Source organism: Actinoplanes missouriensis 431, assembly GCF_000284295.1.
In the GTDB taxonomy this organism is placed as follows: Bacteria; Actinomycetota; Actinomycetes; order Mycobacteriales; family Micromonosporaceae; genus Actinoplanes; species Actinoplanes missouriensis.
Window position 1 is genome coordinate 7,953,138 of the sequence record NC_017093.1, and the last position, 18,463, is coordinate 7,971,600.

15 protein-coding genes are annotated in these 18,463 nt (G+C 71.7%); 7 read left to right on the top strand and 8 right to left on the bottom strand.

Translation table 11 applies throughout. The features are described 5' to 3' along the window. Nucleotides 1–33 precede the first annotated feature (33 nt). Nucleotides 34–276 carry a mycoredoxin gene (locus AMIS_RS36190; protein ID WP_014447439.1) on the top strand — a complete coding sequence of 81 codons (243 nt, stop codon included), beginning with the start codon at nt 34–36 and terminating at the stop codon, nt 274–276. 45 nt (nt 277–321) lie between these two features. Here AMIS_RS36190 and AMIS_RS36195 read toward each other — a convergent pair whose 3' ends face one another. The 4 genes from AMIS_RS36195 to AMIS_RS36210 all read right to left on the bottom strand — a co-directional run bounded on the left by AMIS_RS36195 (nt 322) and on the right by AMIS_RS36210 (nt 4,929). Next, nucleotides 322–1,188, bottom strand: a complete 867-nt coding sequence (locus AMIS_RS36195) for a phytanoyl-CoA dioxygenase family protein (RefSeq protein ID WP_014447440.1) — start codon at nt 1,186–1,188, stop codon at nt 322–324. Between the two features lie 78 nt (nt 1,189–1,266). Further along, nucleotides 1,267–2,232, bottom strand: a complete 966-nt coding sequence (gene nudC, locus AMIS_RS36200; protein ID WP_014447441.1) for an NAD(+) diphosphatase — start codon at nt 2,230–2,232, stop codon at nt 1,267–1,269. Continuing rightward, entirely contained in the window at nt 2,229–3,548 is a 1,320-nt protein-coding gene (locus tag AMIS_RS36205; RefSeq protein ID WP_014447442.1) for a M16 family metallopeptidase, read from the bottom strand. The genes nudC and AMIS_RS36205 overlap by 4 nt, the downstream gene beginning before the upstream one ends. Nucleotides 3,549–3,621: 73 nt before the next feature. Then, nucleotides 3,622–4,929 carry a M16 family metallopeptidase gene (locus tag AMIS_RS36210; protein ID WP_014447443.1) on the bottom strand — a complete coding sequence of 436 codons (1,308 nt, stop codon included), beginning with the start codon at nt 4,927–4,929 and terminating at the stop codon, nt 3,622–3,624. 214 nt (nt 4,930–5,143) lie between these two features. Between AMIS_RS36210 and AMIS_RS36215 the strand changes: the two genes are divergently transcribed. Genes AMIS_RS36215 through AMIS_RS36230 form a run of 4 tightly spaced genes read left to right on the top strand, consistent with a single transcriptional unit; the run spans nt 5,144 to nt 8,346 of the window. Continuing rightward, nucleotides 5,144–5,554 carry an RrF2 family transcriptional regulator gene (locus AMIS_RS36215; RefSeq protein WP_014447444.1) on the top strand — a complete coding sequence of 137 codons (411 nt, stop codon included), beginning with the start codon at nt 5,144–5,146 and terminating at the stop codon, nt 5,552–5,554. Nucleotides 5,555–5,562: 8 nt separating this feature from the next. Next, complete coding sequence (locus tag AMIS_RS36220) at nt 5,563–6,642, top strand: ABC transporter substrate-binding protein (protein ID WP_014447445.1); 1,080 nt, start codon at nt 5,563–5,565, stop codon at nt 6,640–6,642. Between the two features lie 26 nt (nt 6,643–6,668). Beyond that, nucleotides 6,669–7,415, top strand: coding sequence for an ABC transporter ATP-binding protein (locus AMIS_RS36225; protein ID WP_014447446.1), 747 nt, complete (start codon nt 6,669–6,671; stop codon nt 7,413–7,415). Further along, nucleotides 7,405–8,346: an ABC transporter permease gene (locus tag AMIS_RS36230; RefSeq protein ID WP_014447447.1), complete on the top strand. Its 942-nt coding sequence runs from the start codon at nt 7,405–7,407 to the stop codon at nt 8,344–8,346. Before AMIS_RS36225 ends, AMIS_RS36230 begins: the two co-directional genes overlap by 11 nt. Nucleotides 8,347–8,404: 58 nt before the next feature. Here AMIS_RS36230 and AMIS_RS36235 read toward each other — a convergent pair whose 3' ends face one another. After that, nucleotides 8,405–9,280, bottom strand: a complete 876-nt coding sequence (locus AMIS_RS36235; protein ID WP_014447448.1) for a hypothetical protein — start codon at nt 9,278–9,280, stop codon at nt 8,405–8,407. A gap of 102 nt (nt 9,281–9,382) precedes the next feature. On the opposite strand from AMIS_RS36235, the gene AMIS_RS36240 reads away from it, so the two are divergent. Then, entirely contained in the window at nt 9,383–10,114 is a 732-nt protein-coding gene (locus AMIS_RS36240; RefSeq protein WP_014447449.1) for a lysophospholipid acyltransferase family protein, read from the top strand. A 174-nt stretch (nt 10,115–10,288) separates the two neighbouring features. Here the strand turns inward: AMIS_RS36240 and cspE are convergent, their stop codons facing one another. Continuing rightward, the gene (cspE, locus tag AMIS_RS36245) at nt 10,289–10,492 is read right to left on the bottom strand and encodes a transcription antiterminator/RNA stability regulator CspE (protein WP_014447450.1); all 204 of its coding nucleotides are present in this window, start codon (nt 10,490–10,492) and stop codon (nt 10,289–10,291) included. Nucleotides 10,493–10,725: 233 nt separating this feature from the next. On the opposite strand from cspE, the gene AMIS_RS36250 reads away from it, so the two are divergent. Continuing rightward, a complete protein-coding gene (locus AMIS_RS36250; protein WP_231859436.1) occupies nt 10,726–11,136 on the top strand; it encodes a pilus assembly protein CpaE in 411 nt (136 codons plus the stop codon). On the opposite strand, the gene AMIS_RS36255 is transcribed toward AMIS_RS36250, so the two are convergent. Together AMIS_RS36255 and AMIS_RS36260 are read right to left on the bottom strand one after the other, a co-directional pair. After that, nucleotides 11,128–14,628, bottom strand: a complete 3,501-nt coding sequence (locus AMIS_RS36255) for an ATP-dependent helicase (protein ID WP_014447452.1) — start codon at nt 14,626–14,628, stop codon at nt 11,128–11,130. The genes AMIS_RS36250 and AMIS_RS36255 overlap by 9 nt on opposite strands. Then, nucleotides 14,625–18,461, bottom strand: coding sequence for an ATP-dependent helicase (locus AMIS_RS36260; protein WP_014447453.1), 3,837 nt, complete (start codon nt 18,459–18,461; stop codon nt 14,625–14,627). The genes AMIS_RS36255 and AMIS_RS36260 overlap by 4 nt, the downstream gene beginning before the upstream one ends. Between the last annotated feature and the right edge of the window lie 2 nt (nt 18,462–18,463).

An 18,463-nucleotide genomic window follows, 5' to 3' on the forward strand; every position in this document is an offset into this window, starting at 1 on the left:
CGCCGTGTGACCTGGATCGAAGGAGCCTGACCGATGCTGACCATGTACTCGACGTCCTGGTGTGGGTACTGCCACCGCCTGAAGAGCCAGCTCGATCGGGAGGGCATCGCCTACGACGTCGTGGACATCGAGCAGGACGAGGCCTCGGCCGCGTTCGTGCGCAGCGTGAACGGCGGCAACCAGACCGTGCCCACCCTGAAGTTCGACGACGGGTCGGCGCTCACCAACCCGTCCATCGTGCAGGTGAAGCAGCACTTGGCGACGATCTCCGCCTGAGGCGCGAAAAAGGCCGGCCCCGAGGGGCCGGCCTTTTTTCATGTCTTACGGGATCAGCGCCGGGATGCTCGAGTCGAGCAGGCCCCGCTCCTTGAGCGCGCCGTAGAGCGGCGTGGTCTCCGGGTAGTGGCCCCACTGGTGGTCGCCGTCGCCGTTGCCGAAGCCGCCGAGCAGCTGCTTCTGCACCTCGGTGAAACCGTTCCACTCCGGCCGGTTCGGCAGGTCCGAGACCTCGTCGCGGATCGCGATCCAGCGCGGGGTGTAGCCGAAGAACGCGCCGACACGGGTGATGTCGGAGTAGTTGTCCGACCGGGCGTGCCAGATGCGGCGGTCGAAGACGACCAGGTCACCCGGGTTCGCGGTGATCTGGATCGCGCCCTCGGGCTGCGGCCACGGAACGCCACGGCTCGGCGGGCCGGGCAGCCAGTTGGTCTTGTGGCTGCCCGGCAGGACGGTGAAGTTGCCCCGGCCGGTCTCGCTCACGTCGGAGAACCAGTACGCCAGCTTCACCGACATCATCGGGCGCGGGTCGGTCTCGATCTCCCGGTTCTGCCGGCCACCGTCCTGGTGCCAGTGCCACCAGGGCTTCTGCTGCTCGTGAATCTGCGGGTGCACGTCGATGTGCGAGTGGTACACGTGGACGTTCCAGCCCAGCAGCGACCAGATGTACTTGAAAGCTCGGGGGTGGTCGAGCAGGAAGGCCAGCTCCGGCACGTGAGCCACCGGGGAGAGCTGGTGCAGAGCGCCGCCCTCCGGCTTCATCTTCTCGTAGTACCCCAGGATCGCGGCCCGACCGGCCTCGATCTCACTTTCGCTGAGCACCGACGGCACGATGATGTAGCCATCGCGCTCGAACGCCTCCCGCTCCTCCGCGGACATCGGCGTCCACGCCGGGGCTTCCACCTGGGTCATCGGTTCCCCTCTCGTCTTTGTATCCAAGACGCCGCGAGGCACCGAATTGGTTGCCACCCAATCAGAAAAACTTTTCTGTTAACCCTGCAGCCACTTCTCGACCAGGTAGAACGCGATCGACGAACGCATCGGCAGACTCATCGGCACACCGCTCTCCGGATCGACGTAACCACCGGCGATCATCTTGGCGATCGCGTCCCGGGAGAACCAGTGCGCCTCGTCGATCTCCTCCGGGTCGAGGCGCAACACCTGACCCGGATCGGCGACGGCGTGGAAACCGAGCATCAACGAGCCGGGGTACGGCCAGGACTGGCTCCCCGCGTACCGAAGGGAGCTCAGCGTGATGCCGACCTCCTCCTGCACCTCCCGGACCACCGCCGCCTCGGCCGACTCGCCCGGCTCGACGTAACCGGCGAGGCAGGAGAACCGCCGCACGCCGTCCGGCCCGGTGGGCCAGGACGCGTTGTGCCCGAGCAGGCAGCGACCGGACGGCCCGGCGACGCCGTCGTGCACCAGCACGATCATCGCCGGGTCGGTCCGCGGCCACATCAGCTGCCCGTCCGCGTCGGCACGGGCCCAGCCGGCCTCCACCGCGGTGGTGGGCCTGCCGGTACGCGGCGAGAAGGCGTGACTGCGGTGCCAGTTGCCGAGCGCCGCCGCCGCCGTGAACAGGCCGGCGTCCCGGTCGTCGAGCAGGTGGCCGATCTCCCGCAGGGTCGACGCGCGACGGCCCTCGGACGCCGTGACGGGGGCATCCACGGTCCAGAGCGGGGTGCCGTCGGCATCCTCGCCGAGGAACCAGCGCTCGGCCTCCGGCGCCTCGGACGACGGCACCAGGATCAGTGCGGCGCCGCCGTCCGGACGGTCGGTGACCAGGGCGCGGCCGCCCTTGTCCAGGTCGACCACGAGAACCTGCCCGCGCGTCCACGCCTCGGCGAGCCAGGCGTCGTCCTTACGCCGGTGCGCGGCGCGGTCCAGGGTGGTACGGGCCAGCGGCGGGGTACCGGGTTGCTCCCCCAGATCTGGCTGTTCAGGTTCGGTCACTCTGTGCTGCGCTCCACGGCCGTCAGTACGGACAGTTGCGACTCGATCTTGTCGGCGTCGCCGAGCACCACGGTAACCGCACGGGAGGGTGCCAGGTACCGTGCTCCGGCCGCGAACACCTCCTCACGGGTGACAGCGGCGATCGCTTCGGAGTGCTCGCGCAGGTGCTCCAGGCGCAGGCCGAAGCCCGCGTAGACACTTGCCAGGCCGGCCAGCCCGGACTGGGTGGACATGCCCAGGCGCAGCGTGCCCAACGCGTACCGCCGGGCCTGTTCCAGCTCCTCCTCGCCGGGCGGGAGGCTGGCGATCCGGCCCAGCTCGTAGAGCGTCTCGAGCAGCGAGGGCCCGGTCACCTCGGTGGCCACCTCGGCCGCGCCCTGCCAGGTGGACCCGGCCACGAAGTGCTCGACCACCGAGTGCGAGCCGTAGGTGTAGCCCTTGTCCTCGCGAATGTTCTCCACCCACCGGGAAGAGAAATACCCACCGAAGATCAGGTTGGCCACCGTGAAGGCGGCGTAGTCCGGATCGGTCCGGGTGATGCCGGGCAGCGCCAGCCGCAGCGACGACTGCACCGAGCCGGGCCGGTCGACGAGCAGCAGCGGGCCGGTCCGGATCTCCGGGGTGGCCGGGATGACGCCGTCCGGCGCGGAGCCGGTCCAGCCGCCGAGCACCTTCTCCGCGACGTCGATCGCCTGGTCCGGGTCGATGTCGCCGACCAGCACCAGGGTGGCGCCGGCCGGGCGGACCCGCTCGGCGTGCAGCTCGCGCAGGCCGGCCGGCTCGACCGACCGGATCTCGTCGGGAGTGGGGGTCTGCACCGCGTACGGATGGGTGTCGTAGATCCGTTTGAGAAGAGCGACGCGGACCAGGTGCGCGGGCTGGCTCAGGGCGACCTGGATGCTGTCGACCAGGCGCTCCCGCTCGGTCGCCACCTCCTCCGCCGGATAGGTGGCGTCGGTCAGCACCCCGGCGAGCAGCTCCAGCGTCCGATCCAGACCGTCGGCCAGGGCGTTTCCGCTGATCAGCAGCCGGTCCGGGTCCAGGCCGGCGGCCAGGCTGCCGCCGACCGCCTGCAGCTCGGCGGCGAGGTCGATGCTGGACAGCGCGCTGGTGCCGGTGAAGAGCGCCTGGGAGAGCAACGTGGCCGGGGCCAGCGGCGCGCGCCCGAACGGGATGCGCAGCCGCAGCTCGACCAGCGGCACCGCCGAGCGGCGGATCGCGATCACGGTCAGCCCGTTGGACAGCCGGCGCTCCGCCTCGTGCGGAAGGTGCAGATCCGCGTCCGGAACCAGATCGGGCAGGGTCTTCACACTCACGCCGCCACCTCCGCTGCGCTCCGGCGTCGACGTGATTCGTGCGCTGAATTCAATGATTCGCTCGCAAGCTCGCTCATTGGGCTGCTCCCGGGATGACTTCGATGCTGGCGCGGCACTCCGGGCGCAGCGTGGACGCGGCGGCGACGATCTTCTCGGCGGTGACCTCGCTGACCAGCTTGGGCAGCTCGTTGAGCAGCTCCGGCCGGCCGCGCTGCAGCTCCAGGACGGCCATCGGCTGGGCCCGGCCGAGCACGTCGTCGGTGCCCTGCAGCAGGCGGGTCGCCATCCGGGCCTGGGTGCGGTCCAGCTCGCCGGCCTTGAGACCGTCGGTGACCAGCCGGTCCAGCTCCTCGTCGATGGTCTGCAGCACCTTGCCGGCGTCGCCGCCGGGCGGGAGGTGGGCCTGCAGCAGCAGGGCAGTGGGGTTGCGAACCTGGTACTCGTCGCCCATGAAGCCGAGGTAGCCACCGAGGTTGGTGGCCGACCTGTCGCGCTGGACCAGGCGCTCCACGAGCCGCGACGCGTCGCCGTCGGTGAGCACCTCGGCGAGCACCGCGTACGGCAGGTAGGCGTCGAAGTCGCTGATCGGGTCCGGCACGCCCCAGCCGGCCGCCACGGCGGGCAGCGGCGCGATCCGGTCGAGGTAGGTCTCGCGTTTCTCCTCGGTGAGCCCGGCCTCGGCGAAGTCGGGCAGCTCCGGCGCGGGCCGGGCCGGCACGTCGCCGAAGTGCCGCTCGATCATCGCGGTCGCCTCGGCGACGTCGAAGTCGCCGGCGACCGAGAGCACCGCGTTGCCGCAGGCGTAGTAGCGGTCGAAGAAGCCCTGCGCGTCCTCGACGGTGGCGCTCTCCAGGTCCTCGAACGAGCCGTAACCGTCGTGCGCGTTCGCGAACGTATCGAACATCACCGGTGGCAGCTTGAGCCAGGGGAACCCGCCGTACGGCCGGTTCAGCACGTTGACCCGGATCTCCTCCTTGACCACGTCGACCTGGTTGCGCAGGTTCTCCTCGGTGAGCCGGGGGCCGCGCATCCGGTCCGCCTCGAGGAAGAGCGCGCGCTCCAGGCCGCCCGATGGCAGCTCCTCGTAGTAGTCCGTGTAGTCCAGGTGGGTGGAGCCGTTGAAGGTGCCACCGGCACCCTGCACGTGCCGGAAGTGGGCCAGCTTCTCCAGGTTCGCCGAGCCCTGGAACATCAGGTGCTCGAAGAGGTGGGCGAAGCCCGTGCGGCCTTCCGGTTCGCTGCGGATGCCGACGTCGTAGACAACGGCCACGCCGACCACCGGAGCACTGCGATCCGGGGACAGGACCACGCGCAGGCCATTGCCGAGAGTGAATCGCTCGACCGGATATTTCGTCGCGGGGATCTTGATTCTGGGCGCCACGGTACGAATCTAGCGTGTCGGCACGGATCCGCGCGGTAGTCGAGCTTCACCCAACGGCGTAAATGCGCCGATATCCCGATCCGCCGATCTTTGCGGAGGCCTACGCGCCGTGTGTTGCCCCCGACACAGGGCTTGACGCACTAAACCTATCTGTTCCAGTATTCCCATCCAGCAGATAGGTAAAGCAAAGTATTGCGGGAGGGGGCGGCCGAACGTGTACGTCTCGGCACGCACGGACTACGCCGTACGAGCGATGCTCGCGGTCACCTCCGAGCACCCCCACCTGGTCAAAGCCGCCAGCCTGGCGGCCGCCCAGGACATCCCGCTCAGTTTCCTGCAAGGAATCCTGCTCGACCTGCGCCGCGCCGGGCTGCTGCACAGCCATCGCGGGGTGGACGGCGGGTACGCCTTGGCCCGCCCGGCCGAGGAGATCACCGTCGGCGACGTGGTCCGTGCCGCCGGTGGTGCCCTCACCACGGTCCGAGGGCTACCCACATCCACGGCGACCTATCACGGTGCGGCGACGGCGCTGCACGACGTGTGGATCGCCGTCGAGGCGGCCATCGAGGGCGTCGTCGACCACCGGACCCTGGCCGAACTCTCCCTGAACTCAGTGAAGAACTAGGAGTGAGCATGAGCTCCCGCACCATACGTGCGCTCGCCCTTGCCACGGCCGCTGTCGCGGCCTCCACCGCGCTGGCCGCTTGCGGTTCGAACGACGACAACACCGCCGAGGGTACGAGCGGAGCAGCCGCCGAAGCCAAGACGATCAACCTCGGTTACTTCCCGAACATCACGCACGCCCCGGCCCTGGTCGGCGTGAACAAGGGCCTGTTCAAGGACGCCCTGGGCAGCGCCACCACCCTGGAGACCAAGACCTTCAACGCCGGCCCGGCCGCGATCGAGGCGCTGCTCTCCGGTGCGATCGACGCGACGTACATCGGCCCGAACCCGGCGATCAACGGATGGTCCACCTCCAAGGGCACCGCGCTGAAGATCGTCGCGGGCAGCACCTCCGGCGGCGCCGGCCTGATCGTCAAGGAGGGCATCAACTCCCCGGCCGACCTCAAGGGCAAGAAGATCGCCACCCCGCAGCTCGGCAACACCCAGGACGTCGCGCTGCGCGCCTGGCTCAAGGAGAACGGGCTGAACGCCGACACCAACGGCGGCGGCGACGTCTCGGTCCTCCCGCAGGACAACGCCACCGCGGTGCAGGCCTTCGCGCAGGGCACCATCGACGGCGCCTGGGTTCCCGAGCCCAACTTCAGCAAGCTGCTCCTGGAGTCCAAGGGCAAGGTGCTGGTCGACGAGAAGACCCTGTGGCCGAACCAGGAGTTCGTGACCACCCACCTGATCGTCAGCCAGAAGTTCCTGAAGGAGTACCCCGGCACGGTCAAGAAGCTGCTGCAGGGTCACATCGCGGCGGTCAAGTACATCAACGACAACAACGCCGACGCGCAGACGGCCGCGAACGCCCAGATCGAGTCGCTCACCGGCAAGCCGCTGAAGCCGGCGATCCTCGCCGCCGCGTTCAAGAACCTGAAGTTCACCCACGACCCGATCGCGTCCTCGCTCTACACCAGCGCGAAGCACGCCGAGGAGGTCGGACTGCTCAAGCCGGTCGACCTGAACGGCATCTACGACCTCGGCCCGCTGAACGAGCTGCTCAAGGCGGACGGCCAGCCCGAGGTCAGCGACGCCGCGGCGTCCTGACGGATCACCTGGACGGGAGGGCGAGTATGAGCACGGTTGTCCGTATCGACGACGTCACCAAGGTGTACGGCTCGGGGGGCAATGCTCTGCTCGCCCTCGATCACATCTCACTCGGCGTCCAGCAGGGCGAGTTCGTCTGCCTGCTCGGCGCCTCCGGCTGCGGCAAGAGCACGCTGCTCTCGCTGGTGGCCGGCCTCGACAAGATCACCACCGGCACGCTGGACATCGGCGGCCGCCACGTCGCGCTGATGTTCCAGGAGGCCGCGCTCTTCCCCTGGCTCTCGGTGAACGGCAACGTCGAGCTGCCGCTGCGATTGCAGGGCATCGGCAAGGCCGAACGCCGGAAGCGCGCGAGTGAGCTGCTGGACATCGTCCGGCTCGGCGGTTTCGGCGACAAGCGGCCGCACGAGCTCTCCGGCGGCATGCGGCAGCGCGTCGCCCTGGCCCGGGCCCTCGCCCAGAACGCCGACGTCCTGCTGATGGACGAGCCGTTCGGCGCGCTCGACGCGATGACCCGGGACATCCTGCACGACGAGCTGGAGCGGATCTGGCGCGAGCAGGAGCTCACCGTCCTCTTCGTGACCCACAACGTCCGCGAGGCGGTCCGCCTCGGCGACCGGGTGGTGCTGCTCAGCAGCCGGCCGGGCCGGGTCATCGAGGACTACCGGATCAACCACCCGCGCCCCCGGCGCATCGACTCCCCCGAGGTCTCGGGCCAGGCCGCCGAGATCACCGACCGGCTCCGCGCGGAGGTCGCCCGCCATGCCAGCTGAGCACTCCGCCACCGGCGCCGCCCTCCAGGGCGCCATCGACCCGGACGGGTTCCCGCCTCCGCTGCCGGCCAAGCCGGTCGACCTGGCGGCCGCCGACCGGGTCAGCGGCCTGGACGCCCTCGAGCTCGGCCCGAAGAAGGAGAAGGGCGCGCTCGGCAGGCGGATCTGGAACAGCACCTGGCCGAAGCTGCTCGCGATCGCGATCGTCGTCGCGATCTGGCAGGCCGCCGTGCTCGCCGAGTGGAAGCCGATCTACGTGCTGCCGGCGCCGCTCGACGTCTTCGCGGTGCTCCGGGACCTGGTCACCACGGCCGACTTCTGGGACGGCGTACGCCTGACGATGACCCGGGCGATCACCGGCTTCCTCCTGGCCGTGCTGATCGGCACGGTGATCGGCGCCGCGGTCTCCCGGTTCGCCCCGCTGCGGGCCGCGATCGGCTCGCTGATCACCGGCTTGCAGACCATGCCGTCGATCATGTGGTTCCCGCTCGCCATCCTGCTCTTCCAGCTCGGCGAGAGCGCAATCATGTTCGTGGTCGTCCTCGGCGCCGCGCCCTCGGTCGCGAACGGCCTGATCAGCGGCATCGACTACGTGCCGCGGACCTGGCTGCGAGTCGGCAAGGTGATGGGCATGAAGGGCCTCGCCCAGTACCGGCATCTGATCCTGCCGGCGTCCCTGCCGTCCTTCGTGTCCGGCCTGAAGCAGGGCTGGGCGTTCTCCTGGCGCAGCCTGATGGCCGGTGAGCTGCTGGTCATCGTGCCGGGCACGGTCTCGATCGGTGTCCGGATGCAGAACGCGCGCGATCTGTCCGACAGCGCCCTGGTGATCAGCTACATCATCGTGGTGCTGGTCATCGGCATCCTGATCGACCAGCTCTTCAACTTCGCCGACAACAAGCTGCGCAAGCGCTGGGGCCTTACAGAGGCCTGAGCCGGCTGGCTCCCGCTTCGCTCCGCTGCAAAACGCCTTATACCCGGCGTTTTGCGGTTCATAGGGGCCGGACTGAGCTCAGGACTTCCTCTACTACGTAGTCGAACTGTTTGTGGGTGCCGGGAATCGACACGTACAGGATCGCGGCCGTTGGTTTTCCGACGTCGATGACCGCCACCGCGGAGAGCTCCTCGGTGGCGGTCAGCCCGTTCGCCTCGAACCGGAGCCGGAACTCGCTCACCCAGGCCGGCAGCCCGCCGAGCGTGGTGACCTCGTCCCGGAGCGGCTCCATGGTGTTCGGCTGCGGGTAGTACTCGGCCCGCACGTCCGCCGCCACCTGCCGGCCGACGCACTCCAGGTCGAGCGAGACCGCGTCGTTGTCGGCCGCCGGCACCGCCCCGGACAGGATCGACGCGTGGTACTCCCCGCCGCTGTACACCTCGGTCACGAAGTGCTGTCCCACCCGGTACGGCACCTCCAGCGCGCCCGCTTTCCACACCGTGTCCCAGACCTGCCAGGGCGCGCCGTACCTGCGGTAGGAGATGCCGGCCTCGGTGTCGGTGGTCCGCTCCCCGGTGGCCGGCGCCGCCGTGCTCGGCCGCGGCGTGGGCGCGCCGCTGGGGGACCCGGTCGGCGCGGGACAGGCCTGTGCCAGCGGTGGCCGCAGGTCGGCGGGACCGGCCGCCTCGTCGCTGAACGGGTTGCTCTCCCCGCCGAGGATCACGATCAGCAGCACGGTCAGACCGGCGGCCAGGATGCCCGCGGCGATCCCTGAGAAGATCCGCAACTGCCGCCGGCGCCGCTCGGGTCCATCCGGGCGGGGCGCCTCCGGCGGCGCGGGTGGATCAGGCGCCAGCGGCGGTACGCCCGAAGCCGTCACCATGCCCGACGACCACGTCCCGCCGGACCCGCTCCACGCGTTCCGTTCCGACATGCTCTTCAGTGAACACCACCCGAGGTAGCGGCACCCGGCACGGTCATCGGCATTGACCACCCGTACCACGCCTTTCCCAGAAATCTCAGCTACCGTGCTGCCATGGAACTGGTGTATCCCCCCGTTGTCGGTCTGGCGAAGACTCTGTTTCGCGTGCTCGACCTGAAGATCGAGGTCGAGGGCGGCGAGCACATCCCGTCGAGCGGCGGGGCGGTGCTGGCCAGCAACCACTCGAGCTACCTGGATTTCATCTTCTGCGGCCTGGGGGCGCAGCCGTCCAAGCGGCTGGTCCGGTTCATGGCGAAGAAGTCGGTCTTCGACCACAAGGTGAGCGGCCCGCTGATGCGCGGCATGAAGCACATCCCGGTCGATCGCAAGGCCGGCACGGCGGCGTTCCGCGAGGCCACCGAGGCGCTGCGGAACGGCGAGATCGTCGGCGTCTTCCCGGAGGCGACGATCAGCGAGTCGTTCACGGTCAAGGGGTTGAAATCGGGCGCGGCGCGGATGGCGCAGGAGGCGGGCGTCCCGCTGATCCCGATGGCGGTCTGGGGGCCGCACCGGCTCTGGACCAAGGGCCGCAAGAAGGAGCTGACCAAGCGGCACGTGCCGGTGCTCATCAAGATCGGTGAGGCGCTGCACGTGCCGGAGGGCGCCACGCCCGAGGCGGTGACCGCCCTGCTGAAGGAGCGGCTGACCGGGCTCCTCGACGCGGTGCAGAAGGCGTACCCGGAGAAGCCCGCCGGTGACGACGACCGCTGGTGGCTTCCCGCCCACCTCGGCGGCACCGCCCCGCTGCCGCCCGCGCGTCAGGCGTCCGACGCTTCCGGCGTCTGACGCTTCAAACGTCTGACGCTTCAGGCGTCTGACCGAAACAGATCAGTGAAGCCCTCGGCGTGCCGGGGGCTTTCCGCTGTCGCTGAAACGGCATCGGCGTCGCACCCCGGCTGGGCACGACGCCGATTTCAGTTGAGACCTACAGCTGCTGGTGGCAGCCGATCAGGCTCGGAATCAGACGGAGCGGATGTTCGCGGCCTGCGGGCCCTTCTGGCCCTGGGTCACCTCGAACTCAACCCGCTGGTTCTCCTCCAGGCTGCGGTAGCCCGACATCTGGATCGCGGAGAAGTGGGCGAAGACGTCGGCGCCGCCGTCGTCCGGGGTGATGAATCCGAAGCCCTTGTCCGCGTTAAACCACTTCACAACGCCGGTAACCATGATCGTCTCCTCGACGGTCGATCGTTCCTGCCCATTATGGACGGGAACGAGGTAATAAGACCCGCATTCTGCGGGACTCGTGTCGCCGTACTGATCGCCCGTACCGGAGAAACCCGGGTTACGACAAAGAGCGCCTGGGGCAGACTTCCCCACAGGCGCTCCTGAGTACTTGGGAACCAAACTGACAACGCTCGCGAGCGTATCACGGGAGAGGAGGCCGGGAAGTGCTCGGTATGGAAACGGCGCGGCAGCTCAAGGACGCCGGTTTGATCTGGAAGCCCCGGCTGGGTGACAGGTTCGCGGTGCCGGACCGGGACCTCGACGACGAGTTGTTCGTGCTCAGCAACATGACGATCCAGGTGCACGACCGGCCGGAAGGCCGGATCATCGGCTTCAACGGCACCACCGAGTGGGCGCTCGACGACGTCGAACTCGACGAGGCGATCTGGCTGCCCCGCGAAGATCAACTTCGCGAGCTGCTCGGCGGCACGTTCCGGGAGCTGCGCCGCACGGGAGGCGATTATTCGGTACGCGTTCAACTGCTCGACACCGAGCAGATCTTCGTGGCGTCCAGCGCCGAGAAGGCGTACGCGGATGCTCTGGTCCACCTCCTGGCCGCCGCCGGCGTTCACTCCTCAGAGTGACTCCTCCGGCACCTCCTCGATCAGCGCGGCCAGCTCGGCGGCGTCCAGGAGATCGGCCGGACGCACCGTGACCTGCTCACGGACGTAGTGGAAGCCGGCACGGACCCGGTTCACCGGGACGCCCGCGAGGGTCGCCCAGGCCAGCCGGTACGCGGAGAGCTGCACCGCCGCAGCCTCCGCCTCCGTGCCCGACGGCCGCCGCCCGGTCTTCCAGTCGATCACGTCGAACCGGTCGTCCCCGTCGGCGAAGACCGCGTCCATCCGCCCGCGCACCACCACCCCGGCCACAGTCGTGGCGAACGGCACCTCCACCTCCACCGGGGTCCGGTCGGCCCACTCCCCGGTCAGGAACGCCTCCTGCAACGCGGCCAGCTCCTCGTCACCGGCCGCGCCGTCGTCGGCCGCGCCGGGCAGCTCGTCGATGTCGATCAGCCGGCTCGCCCCGAACCGCTGCTCCAGCCAGGCGTGGAACGCGGTCCCCCGGCGTGCCTGGGGGGCCGGGCGGTGCGGCAGCGGCCGCCGCAGCGACCGGGCCAGCGCCTGCGGGTCGCGCCGGAGCACGACGAGCTGCGAAACGGACAGATGCGGCGGAAGCGCCACCTCGGCCGGCCCGTCCTGCCGGGTCCGCTCGGCCCGCTCGGCGAGCAGCAGCCGCGCCTCCCGCCGCCAGCGGGCGATGTCGGGGTCGGCGCTCTCCCCGGCGTCGTCGGCGTCGCCGTCAACAGCACCGGCGTCGTCGGCGGCCTCATCGGCCTCGTCCTGGCGTGCCGGGCCACCGGCCCCGCCGGGCCGGCCCGGATGCACGGGGTCGCCTGCTGAGGGCAGGCCCGCGGCGTCGGCCGCCTCCCCGGCCCGCGCCGCCACCTCCGGCTCGCTCTCGGCCAGCTCCGCGAATGCCTCCGCCACCGACACGTCCGGATCCGTGATCATCCGGCGGATCAGGTCGGCCGCCGCCGCCATCGCCGGCCGGCGCAGGCCCAGCGGGTCGGACGGCCACTCCGCGCTCGCCACCGCCTGATCACCCGGGTTCGACTCCCCCGGCGCGGGCTCCGGCGTCCACCTGTCCACCACACCGGACCCGGCGGCGCAGACCTCCCGGATCTCGTCGAGGAAGACCGACGGCCCGCGCGGCCGCTTCACGCCCTCGCCCCACCAGTACCCGGAGCAGAGCAGCAGCCGGCGGGGACGGGTCACCGCCACGTACGTGAGCCGCCGTTCCTCCCGCTCGTCGTGCTCCCGCCAGGCCCGGCCGAACGTCGTGAGCGCGCCCGCCACGTCCTTCTGATCCTCCGCGCCGGACAGGTCCAGGTCCGGCAGCCCGTCCGCGTCGCCGCGCAGCGGGAACGGCAGCACCCCGATCCCGCCCAGGTAGTGGTCGGAGGCACGGGACTGGCCCGGCCAGACACCCCGGCACAGGCCGGCCACCGCTACCACGTCCCACTCCAGGCCCTTCGCGGCGTGCGCGGTCAGGATCTGCACCGCGCCCTCGACCACGTCGACCTGGCCCGGCTCCAGGCCGCGCTCCTCCTCCTCGGCGGCGGCCAGGAACGCCAGGAAGCCGGCGAGCGTGCCGCTCTCGTTCTCGCTGCCGTAGCGGGTCGCCGCCTCGCCGAGCGCGTCCAGGTGGGCGCGGGCCAGCCCGGCGTCACCGGCCGCCCAGCCCCGGACCGCCACCTCCACGTCCAGGCCGATGGTCCGTTCGATGTCCGCGAGCAGGTCCGGCAGCGGCTGGTCGAGACGCTGCCGCAGCGCGCCCAGCTCCAGCCCGTACGCCCGGAGCCGCGCGTACCCCTCCGCCGAGTACTGCGCCGCGATCCCCAGGTCGGCCATCGCCTCGACGAGCGTCGCGTCGTCCAGCCGGTCGGCGGTCGCGTCCGCCTCCTCGGCGTCGGCGGGTGGCGGGGTGCGGGCCGCGGCGATCGCCCGGGAGCGGCGGTGCAGCGCCACCAGGTCGCGCGGGCCGATCCGCCAGCGGGCGCCGGTCAGCAGCCGCAACAGCGAGGCGCCGTCGGTCGGGTCGGCCAGCACGCGCAGGGTGCAGACGATGTCCCGTACCTCCGGGGTGTCCAGAAGACCGCCCAGACCGACCACCTCGACCGGAAGGCCACGGGACCGCAGCGCCTCCTCGATCACCGGGATCTGGCTGCGGACCCGGACCAGGACCGCGCTGGTGGGCCGCTGTTCCAGCGGGATCTCGGCGGCCGGGGCGCTGGGCATCCCGGCGGCCAGGCGCCACCCGGTCAGCATCGAGTCGGCGATCCAGTCCGCCTCGTCGGCGTACGTCGGCAGCAGCGCGCAGGTGACCGTCCGGCCGCCGACCGCCTCGGCCACCCGGTCGGCCGACGTGAGCTCGGTGACCGCCGCCCCGGCCCGCAGCGGCGCCGAGATCCGGTTCGCCACCGCGAGGATCTCCGGGCGGTTGCGCCAGCTCTTGGAGAGCGTCCGGATCCAGGCCGGATGCCCGGTCCGGTCGGGGAACTCGGTGGCGAACCGTTCCAGCGTCCCCGCCGAAGCGCCACGCCAGCCGTAGATCGACTGCGAGGGGTCGCCGACCGCGGTGACCGCGTGCCCGCCGCCGAACAGGTTGTTCAGCATGGTCACCTGGGCGTGGCTGGTGTCCTGGTACTCGTCGAGCAGCACGATCCGGAACCGGCCGCGCTCGATCGCCCCGACCTCCGGATGGTCCCGCGCCACCAGGGCCGCCCGGGCCATCTGGTCGCCGAAGTCCATCGCCTCCAGGTCGAGTTTGCGCTGCTGGTAGAGGCGGACCAGGGGCAGCAGAGTGAGCCGCTGCTGCTGGCGGCGCAGCATGTCGGCGACGTCCTTGTAGACCCGGCCCGGGAACTCGGTGACGTCGGCGTAGAACCCGCCGGTCCAGGCCGAGACGTCGTCCGGCGTGCGCAGATGCTCGGCGATCTCGGCGGAGAGCGCGAGCACGTCGTCGGTGACCGTGCCCGGCGCCCGGTTCAGGCCGGTCATCTCCCCCGTGTACGCCCGGACCAGCGAGTCCACGATCTGCCAGCGGGCGGCCTCGGTGAGCAGCCGGGCCGACGGCTCGTAACCGGCGCGCAGGCCGTGCTCGGTGACGACCCGGGCCGCGTAGGCGTGATAGGTCGAGATGGTCGCCTCACCGGCGAACGCGTCGTCCCGGCCGAACCGGCGGATCAACTGCCCGACCCGGGTACGGACCCGGTGCGCCAGCTCCCCGGCCGCCTTCCGGGTGAAGGTGAGACCGAGGATCTCGCCCGGATGCGCGTACCCGTTGGCGACCAGCCAGACCACCCGCGACGCCATCGTCTCGGTCTTGCCGGATCCGGCGCCCGCGACCACCAGCAGCGGGGCCACCGGCGCCGCGATGATCGCCTCCTGCTCGGCGGTCGGCGGCGGCAGGCGCAGCATCCGGGCCAGCTCGCGCGGCGTGTACCGGGGTCCGGAGTCGGCGCGGCGCCGCGGCCGAGGCTGTTCGTCGTTGAAGAGGGTGGTTTGACTCATTGCGGTTCGACGACCTGCCGCCCCTTGCCGGAGATGGGACAACTCGTGCGGACCGGGCAGACCCGGCATCGGCTGTTCGCCACCGCCGAGAACGTCGACGCGGCCATCGTCTCGGCAGTCCGCCGGACCATCTCGTACGCCCACTGCGGGTCGGTGGCGTCGGTCAGCGGCACCTGCATCTGCTCGCGGGCCTCCTTGCCCGGACCGAGCTGCACCAGGGCCGCGCCGCCGCTGTCACTGCCGTAATCCGCGAAACCGCCCGCCTCGACCGCCGCCTGATAGCCCGCGAGCTGCGGATTCTCCGCCACGTCGGCGCCGGAGACCGCGGTGCTCCTGCCCGTCTTCAAGTCGATCACCACGAGCCGGCCCTCGTCGTCGATCTCCAGCCGGTCGACCCGTCCGGTGAGCTGGATCGGCCGGCGCTCGTCCTCCAGCCGCACGGTGAACTCGTGCTCGATCGCGAGCAGCCGCCGCGGGTTCACCGCGAGCCAGCGCAGCAGCTTGTCCACCATCCCCTGCGCACGCTCCTGCTCCGGGCCGGCCAGCCAGCGCGCCGCGAGCTCGATCGAGTCGAACCGGGCGCTCACGTACTCCACCAGCTTCTCCCGGTCCGCGTTCGCGTCCTCGGCCAGCATCGCGGCGGCGTGCACCAGGTTGCCGATCCCCTGCGCGGGACCGGCCGGGGCCGCGCCACCGTGCCGTTCCAGCAGCCAGCGCAGGCTGCAGCGGAGCGCGCTCTCCATCGAGGAGGGCGTGACCTTCACCGCGTCACCCTCGTCGATCAGCGGCCGGTCGTCGGAGAGCGGGCGCAGGCCCCACCACTCGTCCGGATGGGCTCCCGGCACACCGGCGGCGGCCAGCGTCGCGAGCTCGGCCGCCGCGGCGCGCCGCCGGCTCGGCGTTTCTCGTTCCGACACCACGACGGTACGGAGTTCGGCCACCAGCGACGCGAGAGTCAGCGCCCGGGGCGCCCGCCCGACCGGAAGCTCAGCATCCTCAGCGTCGCCGGGTTCCACGTCCTCAGGACCCGCGTCCTCGGGCTCCACGTCCTCACGACCGCTGGGCTCCGCTGCGGCCCGCTCCGCTTCCTCCATGCCCCCGTCTTGGGTGCTCGCGTCCATCGGGTCCGCGACCTGCGCGCCGACGTCGGGCATGCCCGCGTCCTCGGGGTCGGCGTCCGGGGTGTTCGGGTCGGTGGGCGGGCCGGTGTCCCAGGGGTCCGGCTCCGGCGGGTCGTCCGGCGGTGGGGTGTCCGGGCCGCCCCCGGGCCCCGCAGGTCCCGCAGGTCCCGCGCCGGGGCCGGTCGCCGGGCCGGCCGTCGCCAGCTCGGTCAGGAACCGGCTCGGCTGCTCCTCGCCGCCCATGCCGCCGCCGGTGCTCGCCGAGGCCACCGCGGTCACCACCAGCCGGCGCCGGGCCCGGGTGATCGCCACGTAGAACAGCCGGCGCTCCTCGTCGAGCAGCGCCGACGTCTCCCCGGCGACCGCCGCCGGGCCGGACGCGGGACGACCGGCCAGCACGTCGACCAGGCGCTCCGAACCGAGCAGGCTGCCGCGCAGGCGCAGGTCCGGCCAGATGCCCTCCTGCACACCGGCGAGGACCACGACGTCCCACTCCAGGCCTTTCGCCGCGTGCGCGGTGAGCAGCCGGACCGCGTCACCCCGGTCGGCGCTCGGCGCGATCGAGTCGGCCGGCAGGTCCTGCGCGAGCACGTGCTCCAGGAACGTCTCGGTGCGGGCACCGGGCAGCCGGTCCACGAACCGGGCCGCCGCGTCGAAGAGCACCACCATCGCGTCCAGGTCACGGTCGGCTGCCTCGGCACGCCAGCGCCGGGCCCGGCCCGCCTCCCGGTGATCGGGCATCGGGGCGGAGCCGGTGCTCATCGCGTACCACCTGTCGGCCAGTCCGCTGGCCCGCCACACCGCCCAGAGCACGTCCTCCGCGCTGGCGCCCGGCTCGGCAGCGGCCTTGCGGGTGACGTCGATCAGGTGGGCCAGCGCTTTCGCCGGACGGGCCCAGCGTCGCTCGACCATGTCCAGCCCTGCCGGGTCACGCACCGCGTCGACCAGCAGCTCGCCGGACGGCCGCCGGTCACCCGCGGCGAGGGCGAGCGCGCGGAGCCCCTGGCGCAGACGTCGCTCGGCCAGCGGGTCGGCGCCGCCGAGCGGTGAGTGCAGCAGCGCCACCGCCGCTTCCTCGTCGAGCACCCGGGGATCGAGCGCACATCGCAGGAGCAGCAGGAACGGCGCCACCGCCGGCTGCAGGTGGAGCGGCAGGTCCTCGGCGAGCGTGACGGTCGGCACCCCGGCGGCGGCGAGCGCCCGCTGCACCGACGGCTGCTGCAACGAGGTGGACCGCATGACCACGGCCATCCGCGACCACGGGATCCCGTGCAGCAGGTGAGCTTCGCGCAGCGCGTGGGCGATGTAGGCGGTCTCGGCGGCCGGCGACCGGAACGTCCGCACGACCGCCTCCGGAACCAGCACCTCCCCGCCGTCCCCGTCCCCGTCCCCGTCGCCACCGACACCGGCACCGGACGCACCGGACGCACCGGACGCACCGGACGCACCGGACGCACCGGCGACATGGTGAACGTCGTCGACCCGGTCGGGCGGGAGCTCGGCGGGCGGGGGGAACATCGCCCGGTGGCTGATCGGGCCTCGCATGCGGCGGGCCACGCGACCGGTGGCGGCCAGCAGCGGGGCGGCGACGCGGTAGTTCGTGTGCAGGGTGACGGTGGGCGCCGGCGCGCCCGCCGGGGTGCGGAAGCGTGCCGGGAACTCGCCGACCAGCGACGGGTCGGCGCCGCGGAAGCCGTAGACCGACGAGTCCGGGTCGGCGAACGCGACCAGGGGCTTGCCACCGCCGGCGACAAGCGAGAGCAGCTCCAGCTGGGCCGGGTCGGCCTCGGCCAGCTCGTCGACGTAGACGTAGTCGAGGCGGCGGCGCTCGGCGGCCAGCAGGTCGGGCTCGTCGGCGAGCAGGCCGGAGGCGGCGCGGACCAGCTCCGCCGGGTCGTAGGCGGTCGAGCCGCGCGTGGTGACGTCGCGCAGGGCGAGAACCGCCACATACTCCCGGAGGAAGCGGGCGGCCGCCGGCCAGTCGTCGCGACCGAGCTGCTCGCCGAGCTGGGCCAGCCGGACCGGGCCGACGCCGCGCTCGGCGGCGCGCTGCATCAGGTCACGCAGCTGCTGGGCGAAGGCACGGGTGCCCAGCGCAGGCCGCAGCTCCTCGGGCCAGCCGATCGGATCATCCCCGGACGGCCCGGACCCCGACAAAACAGAATCCGCCGAACCGGAACCTGACGAACCCGAACCCGCCGAACCGGAACCGGACGGCCCGGACCCGGATGAATCGGGAGCTGGGGACGCCTCGCCCGCGACGGCCAGGAGCTCCCGGATGATCAGGTCCTGCTCGGGACCGGTGAGCAGACGCGGCGACGGCTCACCGCGCTCGGCCGCGGCCCGGCGGAGCAGGCCGAACGCGTACGCGTGGAAGGTCCGCACCAGCGGCTCGTGCACGATCCGGCCGGCCACCCCGGCGATCCGCGCCTCGATCCGGTCACGCAACGCCGCCGCGCCACGGCGCCCGAACGTGAGGACCAGGATGCGCTCCGGGTCGACCCCCTCGGCGATCCGCGCCGCGACCGACTCGATCAGAACCGTGGTCTTGCCCGTGCCGGGGCCGCCCATGACCAGCAGCGGGCCGCGGGTGTGCGCGGCCACCCCGCCCTGCACCGGGTCGGGCAGCAGCTCGGGCACGGCCGGGCGGGGACGCCGGACCAGGCGATAGGCCGGCCGGCGCACCGGGGCTGGGGGGACCGGCGTGCTCACGG